The sequence below is a fragment of the Spirillospora sp. NPDC052242 genome, assembly GCF_040679555.1.
Lineage (GTDB): Bacteria > Actinomycetota > Actinomycetes > Streptosporangiales > Streptosporangiaceae > Spirillospora.
Genome location: NZ_JBFAUZ010000016.1, coordinates 76,057 through 95,027, shown reverse-complemented (window position 1 = coordinate 95,027; position 18,971 = coordinate 76,057). Strand labels below are relative to the sequence as shown.

The 18,971-nt window shown below is 72.6% G+C and carries 21 protein-coding genes; 11 read left to right on the top strand and 10 right to left on the bottom strand.

Annotated features, from left to right (window positions below):
• Positions 1 to 3: 3 nt before the first annotated feature.
• Positions 4 to 1,629, top strand: coding sequence for an acyl-CoA synthetase (locus tag AB0L25_RS15600; RefSeq protein ID WP_500172438.1), 1,626 nt, complete (start codon positions 4 to 6; stop codon positions 1,627 to 1,629).
• On the opposite strand, the gene AB0L25_RS15595 is transcribed toward AB0L25_RS15600, so the two are convergent.
• Positions 1,551 to 3,197 (bottom strand): PucR family transcriptional regulator, encoded by a 1,647-nt coding sequence (locus AB0L25_RS15595; RefSeq protein ID WP_500172436.1) that lies wholly within the window; start codon positions 3,195 to 3,197, stop codon positions 1,551 to 1,553. The genes AB0L25_RS15600 and AB0L25_RS15595 overlap by 79 nt on opposite strands.
• 97 nt (positions 3,198 to 3,294) lie before the next feature.
• Between AB0L25_RS15595 and AB0L25_RS15590 the strand changes: the two genes are divergently transcribed.
• Positions 3,295 to 4,809, top strand: a complete 1,515-nt coding sequence (locus tag AB0L25_RS15590) for a CoA-acylating methylmalonate-semialdehyde dehydrogenase (protein WP_500172434.1) — start codon at positions 3,295 to 3,297, stop codon at positions 4,807 to 4,809.
• Between the two features lie 11 nt (positions 4,810 to 4,820).
• Positions 4,821 to 6,152, top strand: coding sequence for an aspartate aminotransferase family protein (locus AB0L25_RS15585; protein WP_500172432.1), 1,332 nt, complete (start codon positions 4,821 to 4,823; stop codon positions 6,150 to 6,152).
• Here the strand turns inward: AB0L25_RS15585 and AB0L25_RS15580 are convergent.
• Positions 6,117 to 6,572 carry a MarR family winged helix-turn-helix transcriptional regulator gene (locus tag AB0L25_RS15580; RefSeq protein WP_500172430.1) on the bottom strand — a complete coding sequence of 152 codons (456 nt, stop codon included), beginning with the start codon at positions 6,570 to 6,572 and terminating at the stop codon, positions 6,117 to 6,119. The genes AB0L25_RS15585 and AB0L25_RS15580 overlap by 36 nt on opposite strands.
• A gap of 103 nt (positions 6,573 to 6,675) precedes the next feature.
• Between AB0L25_RS15580 and AB0L25_RS15575 the strand changes: the two genes are divergently transcribed.
• The 4 genes from AB0L25_RS15575 to AB0L25_RS15560 are packed head-to-tail and all read left to right on the top strand — an operon-like array spanning position 6,676 to position 9,405.
• On the top strand, positions 6,676 to 7,587 hold the full coding sequence (locus AB0L25_RS15575) for an SDR family oxidoreductase (protein WP_500172428.1): 912 nt from the start codon (positions 6,676 to 6,678) through the stop codon (positions 7,585 to 7,587).
• Between the two features lies 1 nt (position 7,588).
• On the top strand, positions 7,589 to 8,479 hold the full coding sequence (locus AB0L25_RS15570; protein WP_500172426.1) for an amidohydrolase family protein: 891 nt from the start codon (positions 7,589 to 7,591) through the stop codon (positions 8,477 to 8,479).
• A complete protein-coding gene (locus tag AB0L25_RS15565) occupies positions 8,476 to 8,931 on the top strand; it encodes a MaoC family dehydratase (RefSeq protein ID WP_500172424.1) in 456 nt (151 codons plus the stop codon). The genes AB0L25_RS15570 and AB0L25_RS15565 overlap by 4 nt, the downstream gene beginning before the upstream one ends.
• Before the next feature lie 12 nt (positions 8,932 to 8,943).
• Positions 8,944 to 9,405: a DUF3237 domain-containing protein gene (locus AB0L25_RS15560; protein WP_500172422.1), complete on the top strand. Its 462-nt coding sequence runs from the start codon at positions 8,944 to 8,946 to the stop codon at positions 9,403 to 9,405.
• 34 nt (positions 9,406 to 9,439) lie between these two features.
• Here AB0L25_RS15560 and AB0L25_RS15555 read toward each other — a convergent pair whose 3' ends face one another.
• Positions 9,440 to 9,844 carry a hypothetical protein gene (locus tag AB0L25_RS15555; RefSeq protein ID WP_500172420.1) on the bottom strand — a complete coding sequence of 135 codons (405 nt, stop codon included), beginning with the start codon at positions 9,842 to 9,844 and terminating at the stop codon, positions 9,440 to 9,442.
• Between the two features lie 67 nt (positions 9,845 to 9,911).
• On the opposite strand from AB0L25_RS15555, the gene AB0L25_RS15550 reads away from it, so the two are divergent.
• Positions 9,912 to 10,385, top strand: coding sequence for a MarR family winged helix-turn-helix transcriptional regulator (locus AB0L25_RS15550; protein ID WP_500172418.1), 474 nt, complete (start codon positions 9,912 to 9,914; stop codon positions 10,383 to 10,385).
• A 163-nt stretch (positions 10,386 to 10,548) separates the two neighbouring features.
• Here AB0L25_RS15550 and AB0L25_RS15545 read toward each other — a convergent pair whose 3' ends face one another.
• The 6 genes from AB0L25_RS15545 to AB0L25_RS15520 form a co-directional block, all read right to left on the bottom strand.
• Positions 10,549 to 11,313 (bottom strand): hypothetical protein, encoded by a 765-nt coding sequence (locus AB0L25_RS15545; protein WP_500172416.1) that lies wholly within the window; start codon positions 11,311 to 11,313, stop codon positions 10,549 to 10,551.
• 263 nt (positions 11,314 to 11,576) lie between these two features.
• Entirely contained in the window at positions 11,577 to 11,798 is a 222-nt protein-coding gene (locus AB0L25_RS15540; RefSeq protein WP_500172414.1) for a hypothetical protein, read from the bottom strand.
• A 201-nt stretch (positions 11,799 to 11,999) separates the two neighbouring features.
• Positions 12,000 to 12,557 (bottom strand): OmpA family protein, encoded by a 558-nt coding sequence (locus tag AB0L25_RS15535; RefSeq protein ID WP_500172412.1) that lies wholly within the window; start codon positions 12,555 to 12,557, stop codon positions 12,000 to 12,002.
• A complete protein-coding gene (locus AB0L25_RS15530; RefSeq protein WP_500172410.1) occupies positions 12,554 to 13,096 on the bottom strand; it encodes a hypothetical protein in 543 nt (180 codons plus the stop codon). The genes AB0L25_RS15535 and AB0L25_RS15530 overlap by 4 nt, the downstream gene beginning before the upstream one ends.
• A gap of 30 nt (positions 13,097 to 13,126) precedes the next feature.
• The gene (locus AB0L25_RS15525) at positions 13,127 to 13,711 is read right to left on the bottom strand and encodes a TetR/AcrR family transcriptional regulator (protein WP_500172408.1); all 585 of its coding nucleotides are present in this window, start codon (positions 13,709 to 13,711) and stop codon (positions 13,127 to 13,129) included.
• Positions 13,712 to 14,194: 483 nt separating this feature from the next.
• Positions 14,195 to 14,989, bottom strand: coding sequence for an SDR family NAD(P)-dependent oxidoreductase (locus tag AB0L25_RS15520; RefSeq protein WP_500172406.1), 795 nt, complete (start codon positions 14,987 to 14,989; stop codon positions 14,195 to 14,197).
• 290 nt (positions 14,990 to 15,279) lie between these two features.
• Between AB0L25_RS15520 and AB0L25_RS15515 the strand changes: the two genes are divergently transcribed.
• Both AB0L25_RS15515 and AB0L25_RS15510 read left to right on the top strand, forming a co-directional pair.
• Positions 15,280 to 15,975, top strand: a complete 696-nt coding sequence (locus tag AB0L25_RS15515; RefSeq protein WP_500172404.1) for a TIGR03619 family F420-dependent LLM class oxidoreductase — start codon at positions 15,280 to 15,282, stop codon at positions 15,973 to 15,975.
• On the top strand, positions 15,972 to 16,286 hold the full coding sequence (locus AB0L25_RS15510; protein ID WP_500172402.1) for a hypothetical protein: 315 nt from the start codon (positions 15,972 to 15,974) through the stop codon (positions 16,284 to 16,286). Before AB0L25_RS15515 ends, AB0L25_RS15510 begins: the two co-directional genes overlap by 4 nt.
• Positions 16,287 to 16,434: 148 nt before the next feature.
• Here the strand turns inward: AB0L25_RS15510 and AB0L25_RS15505 are convergent, their stop codons facing one another.
• On the bottom strand, positions 16,435 to 17,238 hold the full coding sequence (locus AB0L25_RS15505) for an aminoglycoside phosphotransferase/kinase family protein (protein WP_500172400.1): 804 nt from the start codon (positions 17,236 to 17,238) through the stop codon (positions 16,435 to 16,437).
• A gap of 428 nt (positions 17,239 to 17,666) precedes the next feature.
• On the opposite strand from AB0L25_RS15505, the gene AB0L25_RS15500 reads away from it, so the two are divergent.
• Positions 17,667 to 18,962: an ATP-grasp domain-containing protein gene (locus AB0L25_RS15500; RefSeq protein ID WP_500172398.1), complete on the top strand. Its 1,296-nt coding sequence runs from the start codon at positions 17,667 to 17,669 to the stop codon at positions 18,960 to 18,962.
• Positions 18,963 to 18,971 lie beyond the last annotated feature (9 nt).

Sequence of the window (18,971 nt, the reverse complement as noted above, 5' to 3'; positions counted from 1 at the left end):
GCCATGCGGAATCACGGCATCGGCTCGTGGACGGCCCGTCGCGCTCGCAAGACCCCCGGGAAGACGGCGATCGTCCATGGGGAGACACGCCGGACGTACTTGGAACTGCACGTGCGCGTGTGCCGGCTGGCGCGCGCGCTGCGCGGCCTGGGCGTGAGGCCCGGTGACCGGGTCGCCTACTGCGGCCCGAACCATCCGGCGTTCCTCGAGACGCTGTTCGCCACCGGAATGCTCGGCGCGGTGTTCGTCCCGCTCAACATGCGCCTGACCGGTCCCGAGCTGGCGTACCACCTGACCGACTCGGGGAGCGGGGTCCTCGTCCACGCCCCGGAGCAGGCGTCCGTGGTCGCCGAGGCTCGGGACGCGATGGCGGGGGACGCGGTTCCGCGTGGGGTCGCGTTCGTCGCTCTCGCCGGGCCGGAGCCCGGTTCGTCCGGGTACGAGGAGCTGCTGGCGTCGTCGTCGGGAGAGCCGATCGACGAGCCGGTGGGGCTCGACGACCCCTGCATGATCCTCTACACGTCGGGCACGACCGGCCGGCCGAAGGGCGCGGTCCTCACGCACGGCAACGTGGTCTGGAACGCGGTCAACGTCCTGGTCGACGTCGACCTCGCCGCCGACGAGGTCGCGCTGGTCGTCGCGCCGCTGTTCCACACGGCCGGCCTGAACATGATCTGCCTGCCGACGCTCCTCAAGGGCGGGACGGTCGTCCTGATGCCCGCGTTCGACCCCGCCGAGGTGCTGCGGACGATCGCGGCGCACCGGGTGACGTACATGTTCGGCGTCCCCGTCATGTTCGACGCGATGGCCGCGTGCCCGGCATGGGAGGCGGCCGACCTGTCGAGCCTGCGCAGGCTGAACTGCGGCGGGTCGCCCGTCCCGCGCGCCACCATCGACGCCTATCTGGCGCGCGGCCTGTCGTTCAGCCAGGGCTACGGCATGACCGAGGCGTCGCCCGGCGTCCTCTACCTGGCCGCCGGGGACGCCGTCCGCAAGGCGGGCACGGCCGGTGTGCCGCACTTCTTCACCGACGTCCGCCTCGTGGACGGCGACCTGCGCGACGTCGGCCCGGGGGAGAAGGGCGAGGTCCTGGTGGCGGGCCCGAACGTGATGGCCGGGTACTGGGGCCGCCCGGACGAGACCGCCCGCGCCATGGCCGGCGGGTGGTTCCGCTCCGGCGACGTCGCCGTCCTGGACGCCGACGGGTACGCGACGATCGTCGACCGGGTGAAGGACGTGATCATCTCCGGTGGCGAGAACGTCTACCCCGCCGAGGTCGAGGCCGCGCTCCGCGACCACCCGGCCGTCGCCGACTGCGCGGTCATCGGCGTCCCGGACGACCGCTGGGGCGAGGTGGGCCGCGCGATCGTCGTGCTCCGCGCGGGCGAGGATCCGGACGGGCGTCCGGCGGGCCGTCCGGAGGAGGACGACCTCGTCGCCTTCCTCCGGGACCGGCTCGCCAAGTACAAGATCCCGAAGTCGGTCGTGTTCGCCGCCGAGCTGCCGCGCAACCCGGCCGGGAAGATCCTCAAGAAGGCGCTGCGCGACCGCTACGCGCGCCCGGACCGGCCGCCGGACAGCTGGTCGTGGGCGAGCAGCGCGACGCCGAGCGACAGCCGGGACTCGTGATCGTCCAGCGGCACCCCGAGAAGCGCCTCGAGCTTCTTCAGGCGCGGATAGAGCGAGCTGCGGTTGCGGTGCGAGACCCGCGCCAGCTCCGCCTTGTTGCCGTCCACGGCCAGGTAGAGGCGGAGGAGGTCGAGCGTGCCGTCCTGCGTGCGGGCGTCATGGGCCAGGACGCGCGACAGCTCGACCTCCGCGAACCCCTGCAGGCGCGGGTCGTCCCGCAGCGCGTGGATCAGGCCCCGGATGCGGACGTCGGAGTGCCGCCGGAACCCCTGCGCGGCGGGCGGCATCGACACCGCGACGTCCACCACGACGCACGCCGACCGCAGTGACTCGCGGGCGTCGAGCAGCCCGGTCACCGGTTCCCCGACGCCGAGGCGCACGTCGTCGCCCGCCGCCTCGCGCAGCCCGGCGGCGAGCGACCGCAGCGCCCGCTCCTCGCGCTGCGCGGAGGGCAGGCACAGGACGACGCCGACCTGCCCTCCGCCCAGGACGCCGATCAGCCCGTCGGCGCCGGCGCCGCGCAACGTCTGCGCCACCTGCTCCGACAGCCGGAGCAGGTGACGGCGGGCCGTCCGTTCGTCCTGGGGAGCGCGCCCGGCGCGGCGGACCGCGACGCCCACGTAGCGGCGGCCGGGACGGATGCCGAGCGACGTCAGGCTCGCGATCGCGTCCGCCTCGCTCGCCGGCGACCCCTCCTGGAGGGCCCGCAGCAGCCCGTCCTGCGCGCGGAGCCGCTCGGTCAGCTCGTCCCGCGTCGTCCTGCGGTGCAGCTCCAGCGCCTCGGCGGCCCGTTCGAGGACCATGAGGACGCGGTCGTGCGCCTCCCGGGCGTCCTCCCCGCCGTCGCCGGCCCGGGAGTCCACGGCGACGAGCCGCGCCCACGAGCGGCCCCGCGCGCCCACGTCCGCCGCCGCCCAGTCGGCCCCGGGCGCCGGATCGTCCCTGGTGAACGGGCGGGCCAGCCGCGACCGGCGCTCCCAGCCGTCCAGCAGGCCCGCGACGTCCCCGTCCGCGGCGTGGAAGGCGATCACGCGGCGGCCGAGGTCCTCCAGCACCACCGACCGCCCGGTCAGGTCGCCGGTGCCGCGGACGATCTCGTCCGGCGCCGCGCCCGCGAGACTCAGCCGGGTGAACGCCTCGTGCATCGCCTTGGCGAACTCCACCTGCTCGTACTGCGCGGCGACGAGGCGCCGGTGCGCCGCCTCGGTGACCTCGACGAACCGGACCTGCGCGCGCAGGCACACCAGCGGCAGGCCGAGGTCCTCCGCGCGGGCGACCGCCTCCGGCTGGACCCGCGGGTAGGACGGCCCCAGCTCCACCACCAGCCCGGCCGCGGACGCGCCCGCGAGCTGCTCGACCAGCGCCACCGCCGACCGCGCCGACGCCGCCATGGCCTGCCCGGTGGTCAGCACCAGCTCGCCGCCCGCGAGGACCTCGCTCACGTTCGGGACGTCGCTGACGTGCACCCACCGCACGCTCCGACCGAGCAGGCCGGCGCCCGCGAGCACCTCGGGCCGCCCCGCCCGCGTGGCCGGCAGTTCCAGGACGTCCGCCACCGTCAATCCCACGGCACCCTCCCAGCCTCGACACAGTGTCGTCTCCCGGACGGTTCCGGCGACACATCGTCCGATGACGTCCCATTATGCGGGTGCCAGACTTCCCGGCATGCCCACTCCTCACAGCGCCCTCATCACGCACTGGATCGCAGGCCGGCGCCACGCAGGGACCGGCGGCCGCCGCGGCCCGGTGACCGACCCCGCGACCGGACGGACCACCGCCGAGGTCGTCCTCGCCGAACCCGCCGACGTCGACGCGGCCGTCGCGAGCGCCGCCGCGGCGGGCCGGGCCTGGGCGGCCGCCACGATCGCCGCCCGGACGCGCGTCCTGTTCGCCTTCCGGCAGCTCGTCGACGCGCGCAGGGACGAGCTCGCCGCGCTGATCACCGCCGAGCACGGCAAGGTCCGCTCCGACGCCCTCGGCGAGGTCGCCCGCGGCCTGGACGTCGTCGAGTTCGCCTGCGGGATCGGCCACCTGCTGAAGGGCGACGCGTCCACGAACGTCTCGACCGGCGTGGACGTCCGCGACATCCGGCAGCCGCTCGGCGTCGTCGGGATCATCAGCCCGTTCAACTTCCCGGCGATGGTGCCGATGTGGTTCTTCCCGATCGCCGTCGCCGCCGGCAACGCCGTCGTGCTCAAGCCGAGCGAGAAGGACCCGTCCGCGTCCCTGTGGCTGGCCGAACGGTGGAAGGAGGCCGGGCTGCCGGACGGCGTCTTCACCGTCGTCCAGGGCGACAAGACCGCGGTGGACGCGCTCGTCGACCACCCGGACGTCGCGGCGGTCAGCTTCGTCGGGTCCACGCCCGTCGCGCGGTACGTCTACGGGCGCGCGGCGGCGGCGGGCAAGCGCGTGCAGGCCCTCGGCGGCGCGAAGAACCACATGGTGGTCATGCCGGACGCCGACCTCGACGACGCGGCCGACGCCGCCGTCAACGCCGGGTTCGGCTCCGCGGGGGAGCGCTGCATGGCCGTGAGCGTCGTCGTCGCGGTCGGCGGCATCGCGGACGAACTGGTCGAGAAGATCGCCTCGCGGACCCGTGCGCTGCGGACCGGCGACGGCGCCGGGGACGCCGACATGGGGCCGCTCGTGACGCGCGAGCACCGCGACCGCGTCGCGTCCTACGTGGCGGCGGGCGAGGCCGCCGGCGCGACCGTCGTCGTCGACGGCCGCACCGTGGAGCCGGACGGGGACGCGGGCGGGTTCTGGCTCGGCCCGACCCTCCTCGACCGCGTCACCCCCGCCATGACGGTCTACACCGACGAGATCTTCGGCCCCGTCCTCGGCGTCGTGCGCGTCGAGACCTACGCCGAGGCGCTGGAGCTGATCAACGGCAACGCGCACGGCAACGGCACCGCGATCTTCACGCGGGACGGAGCCGCGGCCCGCGCCTTCGAGAACGACGTGCAGGTCGGCATGGTGGGGATCAACGTGCCGATCCCGGTCCCCGCGGCGTTCCACTCGTTCGGCGGCTGGAAGTCGTCCCTGTTCGGGGACGCGCACGCGTACGGCGCCGACGGTGTCCGCTTCTATACCCGGGGCAAGGTCGTCACCTCGCGCTGGCCCGACCCGGCCGCCGCGCCGTCCGGCGGCGTCGAACTCGCCTTCCCGAGCAACCGCTGAAAGGGGCCGCCATGTCGCGCACCCGCGAACTCGACCGCCGGCACGTCTTCCACTCCTGGTCGGCGCAGAACCGCATCGACCCGATCGTCCTCACGGACGCGGAGGGCGCCCACGTGTGGGACGAGGACGGCAACCGCTACCTCGACTTCACCTCCCAGCTCGTCTACACCAACCTCGGCCACCGGCACCCCAAGGTCGTCGAGGCGATCCGGGAGCAGGCCGCCCGGCTGTGCACGGTCGCGCCGCAGTACGCCAACGACCGGCGCTCGGAGGCCGCCCGGCTGATCGCCGAACGCGCGCCCGAGGGCATGGAGCGGGTCTTCTTCACCAACGGCGGCGCGGACGCGAACGAGCACGCCGTCCGGATGGCGCGGCTGCACACCGGCCGTCCCAAGGTGCTGGCCGCCTACCGCTCGTACCACGGCGGCACCCAGACCGCGATCAACCTGACCGGCGACCCGCGGCGCGTCCCCAACGACACGGCCACCGCCGGAGTGGTCCACTTCTTCGGCCCCTACCTGTACCGCAGCGAGTTCCACGCGACGACGCCGGAGGAGGAGTCCGAGCGCGCGCTGGCCCACCTGCGCCGGACGATCGAGGCCGAGGGCCCGTCGACGATCGCGGCGATCGTCCTGGAGACGATCCCCGGCACCGCGGGCGTCCTGACGCCGCCGCCCGGGTACCTCGCGGGCGTCCGCGCCCTGTGCGACGAGCACGGCGTCCTGCTGATCGCGGACGAGGTGATGGCCGGGTTCGGCAGGGCGGGCGCCTGGCTGGCCATCGACCTGTACGGACTGAAGCCCGACCTGATCACCTTCGCCAAGGGCGTCAACTCCGGGTACGTCCCGCTCGGGGGCGTGATCCTCAGCGACGCCGTCGCCGACACGTTCGGGGACCGCCCCTACCCGGGCGGCCTCACCTACTCCGGGCACCCGCTCGCCGCGGCCGCAGCCGTCGCCACCCTGACCGCGATGGAGGAGGAGGACGTCGTCGGCCGGGCCGCCCGGCTCGGGACGGACGTGTTCGCGCCCGGCCTGGCGGACCTCGCGGACCGGCACGAGGCCGTCGGCGAGGTGCGGGGGACGGGCGTGTTCTGGGCCGTCGAGCTGGTCGCCGACCGCCGCACCCGCGAGCCGCTGCCGGACGCGGCCGTCGCCGCGATCGTCGCCGAGTGCCGGGCGCGCGGGCTGCTGCCGCTGCCCAACGCCAACCGCGTCCACCTCGTGCCGCCCTGCACCCTCGCCGCCGGGGAGGCCCGCGACGCGCTCGCGATCCTCGACGAGGCGATGCGGAAGGCGCTCGGCGGTTCAGGCGAGGGAGCGCCAGGCGCGGGACAGGGCTAGCCGGAACTGCTCCTCCTGCCGGGCGGTCAGCTCGTCGAGCATGCGCCGCTCCAGCAGGCGGACCGGCTCGGCGAGCTCCGCCAGCAGCGCGCGTCCCGCGTCGGTGAGGTGGATGAGCAGCTCCCGGCGGCTGGCGGGGTTGCGCTCGCGCCGGATGAGCCCGCGGCCCTCCAGGGTGCGCACCATGTCGGCCATCGACTGCGCCGTGACGAACGAGTCGCGGGCCAGCTGCGCCGCGGACAGGCCGTCGTGCCGTTCCAGGACGGTGAGGGCCGTGTACTGCAGCGCGGTCACCCCGGCGGGGCGGACGATGTCGTCCAGGTTCGACCGGACGGCGAGTTCCAGCCGTTTGACCATGTAGAGCAGCGACGGCGCCGTCCGGCCGCCGGTCGTCCGCTCGTCCTTCGCGAAGTCGTTCACGCTCTGATCCTGTCATCGATCACGCACCGACGATTGACAGGAAACCTGTTCGTCGTGAGACTGTCGAATCAGCAGGAATCCTGACGATCTTGGAAGGTGCGACATGCGGTTGGACGGCAGCAGGGCGATCGTGACCGGGAGCGGCCGCGGCTTGGGCCTCGCCTACGCCGAGGCGCTCGCCGCCGCGGGCGCCGCGGTGGTGGTCAACGACGTGGACCGGAAGACGGTGGACGCGGCGGTGGAGAAGATCACCACGGCGGGCGGCCGCGCGGTCGGCGTGGTGGCGGCGGTCGGGGACGCCGAGGCGGCCGAGACGCTCGTGAACGCGGCCGTCGAGGAGTTCGGCGGCCTGGACGTGCTGGTGACCAACGCGGGCATCCTGCGCGACCGGGTGCTGTGGAAGATGACCGACGACGACTTCGACGCGGTGATCGGCGTGCACCTGCGCGGGACGTTCACCTGCGCGCGGGCGGCGGCGGTGCGGATGCGCGAGCAGGGGACCGGCGGCCGGATCGTCCTGGTCGGCTCGCCCGCCGGGCAGCGCGGCAACTTCGGGCAGACCAACTACGCGGCGGCCAAGGCCGGGATCGTGGCGATGGCGCGGACCTGGGCGATGGAGCTGGCCCGCGCCGAGATCACCGTGAACGCGATCGTCCCGGTGGCCGCCACCGAGATGACCAAGACGATCCCGGCGTTCGCCCCGGCCATCGAAGAGGCAGAGCGCACCGGCGCCCCGTTCCCCGGCTGGCTGCGCAAGGACGAGGGCCTGGGCACCCCCGAGGACGCCGCCGGGCTCGTGACGTTCCTGGCCTCCGAGGCGTCCAAGGGCGTCACCGGGCAGGCGATCGGGATCGGCGGCGACCGGCTCGCGCTGTGGTCCCACCCGGCGGAGAAGGCGGTCGCGTTCGCCGACGGCGGCTGGAGCGCCGACGCGATCGCCGAGCAGTGGCACACCGGCGTCGGCGCCGCGCCCGAGACCTACGGCGTCCCCGCCCCCAAGGCCCCGGGAGCCTGACATGCCCGACATCAACGTGGCCGAGCTGGTCGCGATCGACGTCCACACCCACGCCGAGATCTCCAAGACCGGGCACCGCTCGCTCAGCCCCGAACTGTTCGGGGCGTCGGAGGAGCATTTCAAGGCCCACGGCCACCGGCAGCCGTCCATCGGCGAGATGGCGGCGTACTACCGGGAGCGGAAGATGGCGGCGGTGGTGTTCACCGTGGACGCCGAGCACGCCACCGGCTGGCCCCGCATCGCCAACGAAGAGGTCGCCGAAGGCTGCGCCGAACACCCCGACGTGCTGATCCCGTTCGCCAGTATCGACCCCCACAAGGGCGAGGCCGGCGTGCGCGAGGTGCGCCGCCTCGTCCAAGAGCACGGGGTGCGCGGGTTCAAGTTCCACCCCAGCATCCAGGCGTTCGCCCCCAACGACCCGATCGCCTACCCGCTTTACCAGGCCATCGAAGAACTCGGCGTCCCGGCCCTGTTCCATACCGGCCAGACCGGCATCGGCGCAGGCGTCCCGGGCGGCGGCGGCATCCGCCTGAAGTACTCCAACCCGATGCTCGTGGACGACGTCGCGGTCGACTTCCCCGAACTGCGGATCATCCTGGCGCACCCGTCGTTCCCGTGGCAGGACGAGGCCCTCGCCGTCGCCGTCCACAAACCCCACGTCTACATCGACCTGTCGGGCTGGTCGCCCAAGTACTTCCCGCCCCAGCTCGTCCGGTACGCCAACAGCCTGCTGCAGGACAAGGTCCTGTTCGGGTCCGACTTCCCCGTCATCACCCCCGACCGCTGGCTGACCGACTTCGACGGGCTCGACATCAAACCGCAGGTCCGCCCCAAGATCCTCAAGCACAACGCCGCCCGCCTGCTCGGCCTCACCCACCGGGAGACCGCGTGATCACCGCCACCGGACTCGACGAGATCAAGGCCCTCGCCGGCACCGACCTCGGCCACAGCGACTGGCTCGAGATCACCCAGGAACGGGTGAACACCTTCGCCGACGCCACCGACGACCACCAGTGGATCCACACCGACGCCGCCAAGGCGAAGGACGGCCCTTTCGGCGGCACCATCGCCCACGGCTACCTCACCCTCTCCCTCGTCATCCCCCTCTTCAACGACCTGCTGGCCATCCAGGGCACGACGATGAGCATCAACTACGGCCTGGAGAAGGTCCGCTTCCCCAGCCCCGTCCGCGTCGGCGCCCGCGTCCGGCTGGCCGCCACCGTCGCCGAGGTCACCGACGTCCCCGGCGACGGCGTCCAGATGACCTGCGACTTCACCATCGAGATCGAGGGCTCCGACAAGCCCGCCTGCGTCGCACGCCCCGTCTACCGCCACTACGCCTGAGAGAGACCGACGATGCCGTTCGCCCCCGCCCTCACCTTCGCCTTCGAGATCCGCGCGACCCTCGCGCCGACCCTGCACGTCGGCCACGGCGACGGGGAGAAGACCGAATTCACCCCCATCACCGGCGGCACCGTCGACGGCCCCCTCCTCCGCGGCACGGTCCTCCCGGGCGGCGGCGACTGGTCCAACACGCGCGGCCGGGTCGTCGAACTGGACGCCCGCTACCTTCTCCGCACGGACGACGGCGCGGTCATCGACATCGTCAACCGCGGCTACTACCACGAGGACGCGGACTGCCCCGACCAGCACGACGGCGACCTCCAGGTCACCAAGGCGGGCGTGTACTACCGGACCTCGCCCACCTTCCGCACCGACGCCCAGGCGTATCGATGGCTCGCCCGGACCGTCTTCGTCGGCCTCGCCCGCGAAGCGGAAGACCATTCCGTGGCCATCCGCATGTACGCGCTCTCCTGACGCACCGCCGGACGGCAGGGCGGGGAATCCGCGGTCAGGCGGTGGCCGGGGCGCGGCGCAGGGCGACGGTGGACGCGATCGCGGCGAGGACCCAGATGGCCGGGCCGGACACGCCGCCGATGACGTCCACGTGCCCGGGCAGCACCATCACCATGAGGAACGCCGCGTCCACGATCCCGAGGGTCAGGAGGTTGAGCCAGTGGCCGCGGCGGCTGTTCAGGCGGTTCATGGTGAGCGCGACGGCGATGGCCTGCCCGCCCAGGAGGGCGGCGCACAGGAAGAACATCAGGCTCTCGGCCTGCGCCTCGCCCGCGGACGCCTCCGCCGAGATCCCGCCGAGCACCATCGAGACGCCCAAGCCCAGATGCAGCACGCCCCACAGCACGTACAGCGCCGTAGCGGCGACCGTCCATCCGCTCGCTCCGTTATATTGTTTCACGTCGTGAAATATACACGCCGTGAACCACTGGAGCAGTGTGGACGCCTTCCCGCAGGACCGAGCAGACGTGACCGGAGTCCTACGCGCGATCCGTGAGCTGCACACGGAGACCGAGGCCCTGTTCGACGCGGTCGCCGAACGCTACGGGCTCAATCGCAACGACCTGCGCTGCCTGGAGCTCCTCCAGCGGGAGGGCGAGATGCGCGCCCGGCGGCTCGCCGCCCTGAGCCATCTCAGCCCCGCCGCGGTCACCAAGGTCGTCGATCGCCTGGTGGCGGCCGGGTACGCGACCCGCCGGCAGAGCGCCGACGACCGCCGCGCCCAGATCATCGGCGTGTCCGACCGGCACGCCGGCCTCCGCGCCGCGATCTGGGACCCGGTCCGCGACGACGCGGTCGCCGTCCTGGAGTCGGTGAGCCCGCAGGAACTGCACGCCGTGGCCTCGGTCGTCCACCGGCTCGCCGATGTGAACCGGAGCCACGCCCTCCGCAACTCCGCCTCTGCGGAGGGGGACACTGAAGATCGACCCGGGACGCGGTAGGCCATGGACGACGAAGAACCCCACCGGCTCGGCCGACGCGAACAGATCACGAATGCGCCGAGGGCGGCGGCGGGCGGGGGAGACGGTGGCCGGGCCGAACGGAACCGACCGGGGCGTGCCCTTGCGGTTCGTCCGGCCCGGCTTCAGGCGGATGGGTTCGAGGTCAACGCAGTTTCGCGGTATCGGTCGGGAGCGCGATCTGGCCCGTGACGAATTCGCTCCAGAGGCCGAAGCGGAGGCGTGCGCCGGGGCGTGCCGTGGTCTCGGCGAAGCCGACCGGGCGGCCGTCGACCATGCGGGTGGCGCCGAAGGAGAGTTCGAAGCGGGCCGTCCCCGCGCGTTGCCCCGGCGGGACGGGCGTGGGCGGCACGATCTCGTCCAGTGTCCAGCGGTGGGCCCGGCGGTAGGGCGCGGAGGCCCGTTCGAAGGTCTGCTCCAGGACCATGCCGGCTTCCGGGATCACGACGAGGGCGCCGCGCATCCCGTCGACCCGGCTGTTGAACAGCAGGACGTCCTGCTCGGTGCCGTCGAAGGCGGTCAGCCGGCCGGAGCCGACCTGCGAGCCCGGCGGGCAGGCCCGCACGCCCTCGGTGTCGATGGTCGTCCTCGCGCAGGTCGGGAACGCCTCGGGGTTGAAGCTGATCGAGCGGTCGAACAGGAACACGAACCGGCGCGCGGCGGCGGGCACCGTGTTCTGGGCCGTCCGGCTGCGGCGGTCGAACGCGACGGTGACGCTGCGGCCCGCGTTCCGGGTGGCCTGCACGGTGATCGCGTCCAGGTTGCGGGGACCCGTGACGTCGGGCTCGTGGGGCCGCAGCGGGCCGCCGGGCGCGGGGTCGGGGAACGAGCCCGCCGCCGCCACGGAGGCGGATCCGGCGAAGACGAGGGCGGTGGCGGCGAGGACGAAACCGGTGCGTGTGAATCGCATGCATTCCTCCGATTCGGCGGTGTATCGACGACCCCAGTTGATCAACCCGCACCGAAAAGCGACATAAAGAGCGGCAATTCTCTCCGCGCATGCAGCGACCCGCCATCGAGGTGGCGAAGAGTCGCAGGAGAGGCTTCGATAAGCATGGGCGAAATCGCCATCGCACACGGCGCGGAAGTGACTTCATATGGCTCGTACTGGACGCGGTCAGACGCCCGCACAGCGAGAAGCGCTTTCTCGGCTCGGTGCCCCTGGACGGGAGATCAGAAGCCGGGGTCGTCGAGGTCGCCGTGGACCGCGTCCAGACCCAGCAGCGCGGCGACGACCGCGACCGGCAGGAGGAAGGCCAGGACGAGGATGCTCCAACTCCAGGTGGTCAGCCTCCGCGCCGAGTCGGGGTGGGAGCTCGAACGGCCGATCGCCAACGCGGCGGTGATGATTCCGGGGACCGCGAGCACGTTGCAGCACAGGACGACCGCGAGCACGTTGCAGATGAGGGCGGAGGTGGTCCAACCCGAGGCGGTCGCCCCACTGCCGTAGTACCCGGGATAACGCGCCTCAGAATGATTCCGGCTCTGTTCGTGGCCGTGCGGATCGGACCATCCCGGAGGAGTTCGTCCATAATCGTTCACAGATCACCTCACCTTGGAGGGGAAAAGCGATGGCTCGCCACGGCGGGCGGCCGTTCAGCGGCCTTGGAAGGTGATTTCCACACGTCGGTTCTCGGCGCGTCCCTCGGGGTTGTCCTCCCCGTCCTTCGTGTTGGGCTGGACGGGATCGGCCTCGCCCCGGCCGGTCGCCTCGATCCTGAGCGCCCCGGCCGTCCGCAAGAGTTCCGTGCGGACGGATTCGGCGCGATCTCGGGACAGCCGCATGTTGTCCGCGTCCGTTCCGAGCGAGTCGGTGTAACCGGTGACGCGCACGGTGCCGGTGGCGCCGCGCAGCCGCCCGGCGACCGCGGCGATCGCGGTGCGGGCGGCCGGGGTGAGTTCGTGCTCGCCGAACTCGAAGAGCACGTCGGCGTTGATGCGCACGGTGGTGGTGGAGCCGTCGGTGCTCTCCCGGCGGAGCGGGACGATCGAGGCCGCGAGGTCGATGTCCTGGATCGACGCCGCGTGGTCCAGGTCCTGAACGGACTGGGCGATCTCCCGATCGGTCGGTTCGGGCGCGGCGGCGGCCGGTGCGGGCACGAACACGGCCCCCAGCAGGATCGCCGTCGCGACGGTCCGGGCGCGGCGGCTCACCGGGTCACCGGGACGTTGCGGAACGGGGCCCACTGCCCGAACGAGACGTCCACGGTGCGCACGTTCTCGGGCGGCGCGGCGAACGTGTAGGTCTGCACGTTGGGCTGGCCGTTGCGGACCTTGTCGAAGATGTAGTGCGGCTGGAGTTGGCGGCTCCCGGCCCTGACGACCCGGTAGCGCTTGAGGTTGACGGTGTCCAGGAGCGCGACGTCGGGGGCGCTCCTGCCGTTGAGCTGGGAAACGCTGACCTGCTCCGATCCCGCGTCGCGCGGAGTGAGCACCAGGGTCAGGTGGGCCAGCCGCCCGGACACCTTCAGCTCGATGATGCCGATCTCCAGCGTGGCGCCGTCGGCGATCGGCGAACCGAACGTCTGGCGGGCGATCGTCCTGCTCGGGTCGACCGTGCCGACCGTGCCGCCGGCGGGACGGGCTCCGGTGCCGCGCCCGGGCTCCTCGGCGTCCTCGCCCCCGCCGAGGCAGCCGGTCAGGCTCACGGCGGTGACGACGGCGACACAGGCGGTTCTCAGCGGGGTGCGCATGCGTGCTCCTTGGGGGCAGACCTCGTGGGGTCAGCGGTCGGGGTAACCCAGCGCCCGCCGGCACAGCCGCAGGAGGAGGGCGTGCATCTCGTCTTCCTCTTCGGGGCTGTGCTCGCGAGAGAAGAGCATGTACCAGTTGCGTTCGCACATGTAGGTCAGCGTGATGCACATGGCGCGGGCGTCGCCCAGGTCGGGCACCAGGCCCTCGGCCCTGTCCCGTTCGAGCGCGGCGGCCTGCACGTCGGCGGCCCGTTCGAAGAAGCGGCGCCACGTCTCGCGCAGCGCGGCGTCGCGCCCGGACTGGTCGATGATCGCGCACAGCAGGCCGCTGTTGTGCCGCCACCACTCGGCGAAGCCGGAGAGCACGTCCTCGATGATCTGCTCGAGTCCCCGGCCGGCGTGCACGGTGAGGATGCCCATGGCCGCCTCGATCGTGCGGTCGAGCGCGGCCCGCACCAGCGCGTCCTTGTTGTCGAAGTAGAAGTACACGGCGGCACGCGACAGCCCGGCGCCCGCGGCGATCTGCGCGAGGTCGATCTCTGCGAGCGGTTTGACCGCCATCAGCCGCTCGACGCTGTCGAGCAGGGCGATCTCCTGCCGGTCGCCGCGACTCATCCGCGGCCGCCTGCGCCCCGCCCGCGCCGCGGATCCCGGCGACGTCGGAGCTGCTTCGGATGCCAAGTCACACCTTCTACATGGAGGCCGGCCGCGCGAGCCCGCACCGGAACGAGCGCGGCCGACACTCTGTCGGAGGATCTGAACAGATCGTCTTTTATTCTCAACATGTTGTCAAACTCCGGCGGCGCCGACGCCGGCGCGCCGCAGCGCACCCGGTGCACGCGGCGCCGGCTCGTCCTTAGCTCCGAACCGGGGCGCTGCGCACGACGCCGGCGCCTTCGGCGACGCGGGTCACGACCGCGGCCGGTGGAAGGCACTGGCCGGAGAGGTCGGCCTGGTCACCATGGCCCCGCGCTCGAAGAGGCGGGCGCGTGCCTGTACCCGGGACCGGTGCGGGCGTCCGTCCTGACCGCGTGGGCGCTCGGTCTCGCGAGCCTCAAGCCGGCGTTCGTCCCGGACGGGTGGGTGACCGCCGGGAACTCAGGGCAGGATCGAGTCGACGTAGCCGCCGTCGACGCGCACCGCGGCGCCCGTGGTGGCGGAGGCGTGCGCGGAGGCGAGGTAGACGATCATGTTGGCGATCTCCGCCGGTTCGATGAGCCGCTTGAGCAGCGAGTTCGGGCGGTGCTCGGCCATGAACCGGCGCTGCGCGTCGTCCCAGGGCAGGTCGTCCCCGACCATCTCCGCGACGAAGTCCTCCACGCCCTCGGTGTGGGTCGGGCCCGCGAGGACGGTGTTGACCGTGACGCCCGTGCCCGCGACCGCCTTGGCGTACCCGCGCGACACGGCGAGCAGCGCCGTCTTCGACACGCCGTAGTGCACCATCTCCTCGGGGATCGCCACCGCCGAGTCGCTGGCGATGAACTGGACCCGGCCCCAGCCCCGCTCCGTCATGCCGGGAAGGTAGAGGCGGGCGAGGCGCACCCCGGACAGCACGTTGACCTCGAAGTAGCGCCGCCACTCGTCGTCGTCGATCTCGAGGACCGGGCGCGCGCCGAAGACGCCCAGGTTGTTCACCAGGATGTCGACATCGGGCACCTGGTCGCGCACCGCCTCGGCGCCCTCGGCCGTCGCGACGTCGGCCGCCGCTCCGCGCAGGTCCGCGCCCGGAAGCTCCGAGCGCAGGGCGTCGAGGGTCTCGGTGACGCCCTGCTCCGATCGTCCGTTGACGACGGTGGTCGCTCCGGCCCGCGCCAGCCCGGCGGCGATGGCGCGGCCGATGCCCTTGGTGGAGCCGCTGACGAAGGCGGTCCGTCCGCTGAGATCGATGTCCATGCCGGTGACCGTTCCCGTTGCGGCGCCGGTCAGGCGTGCAGGCCGACGCCGCGCCTTCACGGGCCGTGAAACGTGCGCGGGTTGAACGGGTCTCGCCTTCCGCCCTCCCGATGACCGGGAAACACGGTGTGGGCGCCGCAGGGCGTGCGGCTGTGATGGCAGTCACGGCGCACGGTCCTCTTGGTGGGAGTTGCACATGATCGAACTCGGAATGATGGCCCCGTTCGCGGACGGCCTGATCACCTCGGGCGGGTTCCTGCGGGACTACCGGCCCGCCGGAGGGCCTGCCGATGCCCGACCCCCTCGACACCATCGCCTACATGGCCGGCGGGTCGGACGCGCTGCGGTTCGGGACCGCGATGGTCGTCGCGCCGCTGCACAGCCCGGTCGTCCTGGCCAAGCGCGCCGCGACCATCGACCTGCTCTCCGGCGGGCGGCTGATGCTCGGCCTCGGCATCGGCTGGCAGAAGGAGGAGTACGCGGCGGTCGGCGTGCCGTACGCGCGGCGCGGGGCGCGCCTGGACGAGTGCATCGCCGCGATGCGGGCCCTGTGGGGCGAGTCCCCGGCGAGCCACGCGGGCGAGTTCGTCGCGTTCGACCGCGTGCACTGCCTGCCGCGGCCCGCATCCGGCTCGGTCCCGATCGTGCTCGGCGGGAACAGCGAACCGGCCGTCCGGCGGGCGGGCCGCGTCGGCGACGGCTGGTTCCCCTACACCATCGGGCCCGCGGAGTTCGCCGAACGGGCGGGCCTGCTGCGCGCCGCGTCCGCCGGGCGCCCCGTCGAGATCACCGCCTGGCCCGGCAGCCACGCCCCCGACCGCGAGACCGATCCGGCGTTCGTCCGCCGGTACGTCGAGGCGGGCGCGACCCGCATCGTGATCGGGCCCCGGGTGGGCGGCCCGGACGGCGTCCTCGGGCCGCGCGGGCTGGGCGCCCTGCGCGAGCAGATCGCCCGGTACCGCGAGACCGTGCTGGAGAAGCTGTGACCACCGTCCTGGACACCGTCGTCCTGCCCGAGGCCGCCGCGGAGGACTGGCTCGTCCGCTGGCGCGGCGAGTACCTGCCGGGCGCCCTGGAGCGCGGCATGCTGCTGGAGCGGGTGTGGCGCTGCTACACCGGCCTCGAACAGGTCACCGTCCATGTCCTCTGGTCGCTGCCGACGCCCTACGACTTCTACGCGATGCGCGCGACCGCGGCCGCCGACCCGTCGGTGCGGGCCTTCTGGTCCGCCACCGACGCCGTCGCCCACGACCGCGCGCGGCGCGTGCTGGAGGAGGTTCCATGTCCCGCTGGGTGATCCTCGCCGCCGTCCGGTCAGCGCGAAATGCCCGAGGTGGTTGGTGCCGAACATCAGCTCGTGACCGTTCGCGGTCTTGCGGCGCGGCGGGTGATCGAGCGCGACGCCCATGGCGGGTACCGGCGAGCGCCGTTTCTCTCGGGCCGGGTCAGGAGGCGGTGATCGCGTGTTCGAGGAGTGACCGGTGGCGGAGCATCCAGGCGGCCGATCGTGCTCGCCAGGCGAGGGCCCACAGGGGTTCGGCGTCGGTGCTCTCGGGGGTGATCTGTGCCGCGACGGCTTCGGCGGCGCAGTCGCGGACGGCGTACTCGATCATCCGTGTCACGAGCGGCCGCCGGTCGGGGATGGCGAGGCCGTAGCCGTCCAGGAAGCGGCGCAGTTGGACGGCGCGGGTCGCGGCGTCGGGCAGGTGCTGGCGTTCGGCGACGTCGTCGTCGTGGAGTTGGGCGTTCAGCCAGCCGGTGGCGGCGATCTCGTCGAGGCGGTCGGTGGGGCCGGCGGTCGGCCAGTCGATGAACGCGACGGGCAGGCCGTCGCGGGCGACGATGTTCCAGGGCCCGGTGTCGCGGTGGCCGATGATGGCGTCGGGCGCGTCGGAGTGGAACGGCCATGGGTGCCAGACGGCGTCCGGCGGCGGGCGGAAGGTGGCGGTGGCGTCGTGGAGTTCGCGCAGCAGCCTGCCGACGTGCCAGATCCCTTCGTCGCTCCAGGCGTGGGGATGGACGAGGTCGCCGTCGATGTAGGTGAGGACTTCGCGGCCGTGGCCGTCGTGGCCGTCGCCGACCACTCGGGGGCTGCCGGGGAAGCCGACGGCCTCCAGGTGGTCGAGCAGGGCGTGGACCGCCGGGGTCCATGGCCCGGCGGGGCGCAGCACGGTGCCGCCGCGACGCAGGACCACAGTGGGCTGGCCTTCGGGACCGGTGAGCGGCTGAAGGGGGATGTGCGAAGACACTGACGCTCCTTGAGGTACGAACCCGTGAAGCGCTGGGCTTCACGCAGGCGAGACCGCAGGGACGGTGTCCCTGCGCTGGGATCGCTTCGACTTCAGGAGCGCAACGGTGAGGTGACGGCCGACCGCTCTGTGGCCGGCGGCGGTGGTGCAGGTCAGGCCGTGGCGCGCTCTGCGGCCGAAGCGGTGGCCGGGGCCTCGCCGGAAACCTTGATGGTCATGAACGACCTCCCGCGATCGGATCGGCGGCGTCATCGAAACGCTGCCACGGGCATCGACGCCCCGCAACATTTTTTCGAGGCTCCGGGACGGCTCTCCCGGGCGTGGCGCGTCGCGGCCACGTCACTAATCGTGGTGGGCGGGTGGCGTTGCGCACGTTTGGGGCTTTGCCTAGAGGCAACTTTGCTTTGACGAAGCGAGGAGGTCCCTAAGTGGAAGCTGTCAATGTTTTTGTGCTCGGCCTGGAAGAGGACAACTTCGACACCCTGCTGGACGTCCCGCACGCCGAGCAGTACCGGTTCCACCCGCTGCTCGGCCCGGAGGAGCTGCTGCACGGCGAGATCGACATCGACGCTCTGCTCGACAAGGCGCAGCGGCGGCTGGAGGAGTTCGACGGGAGCATCGACGCGATCGTGGGCTACTGGGACTTCCCGGTCAGCACCATGGTGCCGATCCTGACCCGCCGGTTCGGGCTGCGCGGGCCCGATCTGGAGGCGGTGGTCAAGTGCGAGCACAAGTACTGGAGCCGGCTCGAACAGCGGAAGGTGACCGACGCCTACCCGCGGTTCTCGCTGCTGGACCTCGAGAACGCCGAGCGGCCGCCGGAGGGCATGCGGTACCCGATGTGGCTGAAGCCGGTGAAGTCGGTGTCCTCGGAGCTGGCCTTCCACGTGCGGGACGACGCCGAGTTCCGGGACGCGGTCGCGCGGATCCGCGAGGGCATCGGCCGGCTGGGCAAGCCCTTCGACCGCGTCCTGCGCCTGCTCGACCTGCCGCCGGAGATCGCGGAGGTCGGCGGGGAGGCGTGCCTCGCGGAGGAGGCGATGTCGGGCGCCCGCGCCGCCGTCGAGGGGTACGTCCGCGACGGCGAGATCAAGGTCTACGGCCTGCTCGACTCCATCACGTATCCCGGCAGGTCCAGCTTCCTGCGGCACCAGTACCCGTCCCGGCTGCCGCCCGAGATGCAGCGCAGGCTGGCGGACGTCTCCACGCGCGTGATCGCGCAGGTCGGGCTGGACAACTCGACGTTCAGCATCGAGTACTTCTGCGACCCGGAGACGGGCGAGGTCGGCCTGCTGGAGATCAACCCGCGCCACTCGCAGTCGCACGCCCGGCTGTTCGAGGAGGTCGACGGCATGCCCAACCACCACTGCATGCTCAGCCTCGCGCTGGGAAGGGATCCGAGCCTGCCGGACCGGAAGGGCCCGCACGCGCTGGCCGCCAAGTGGTACCTGCGGCGCTTCTCCGACGGCGTGGTCCGCGACCGGGCGAGCGCGGAGGAGATCGCGCGGGCCGAGCGGGAGATCACGGGCGTGAGCATCCATCCCCTGGTGGACGTGGGGCAGCGGCTGTCGGACGCGCCGCAGGCGGAGGACAGCTACAGCCACGAACTCGCGCACATCGCCGTGGCCGCGTCCGACGAGGAGGAGCTTCAGGACAAGTACGACCGGTGCGTCAAGGCGCTGGGGTTCGTCTTCGACGAGGGCCGCGGGCCGGACGAGCGCTGAGGCGACGGC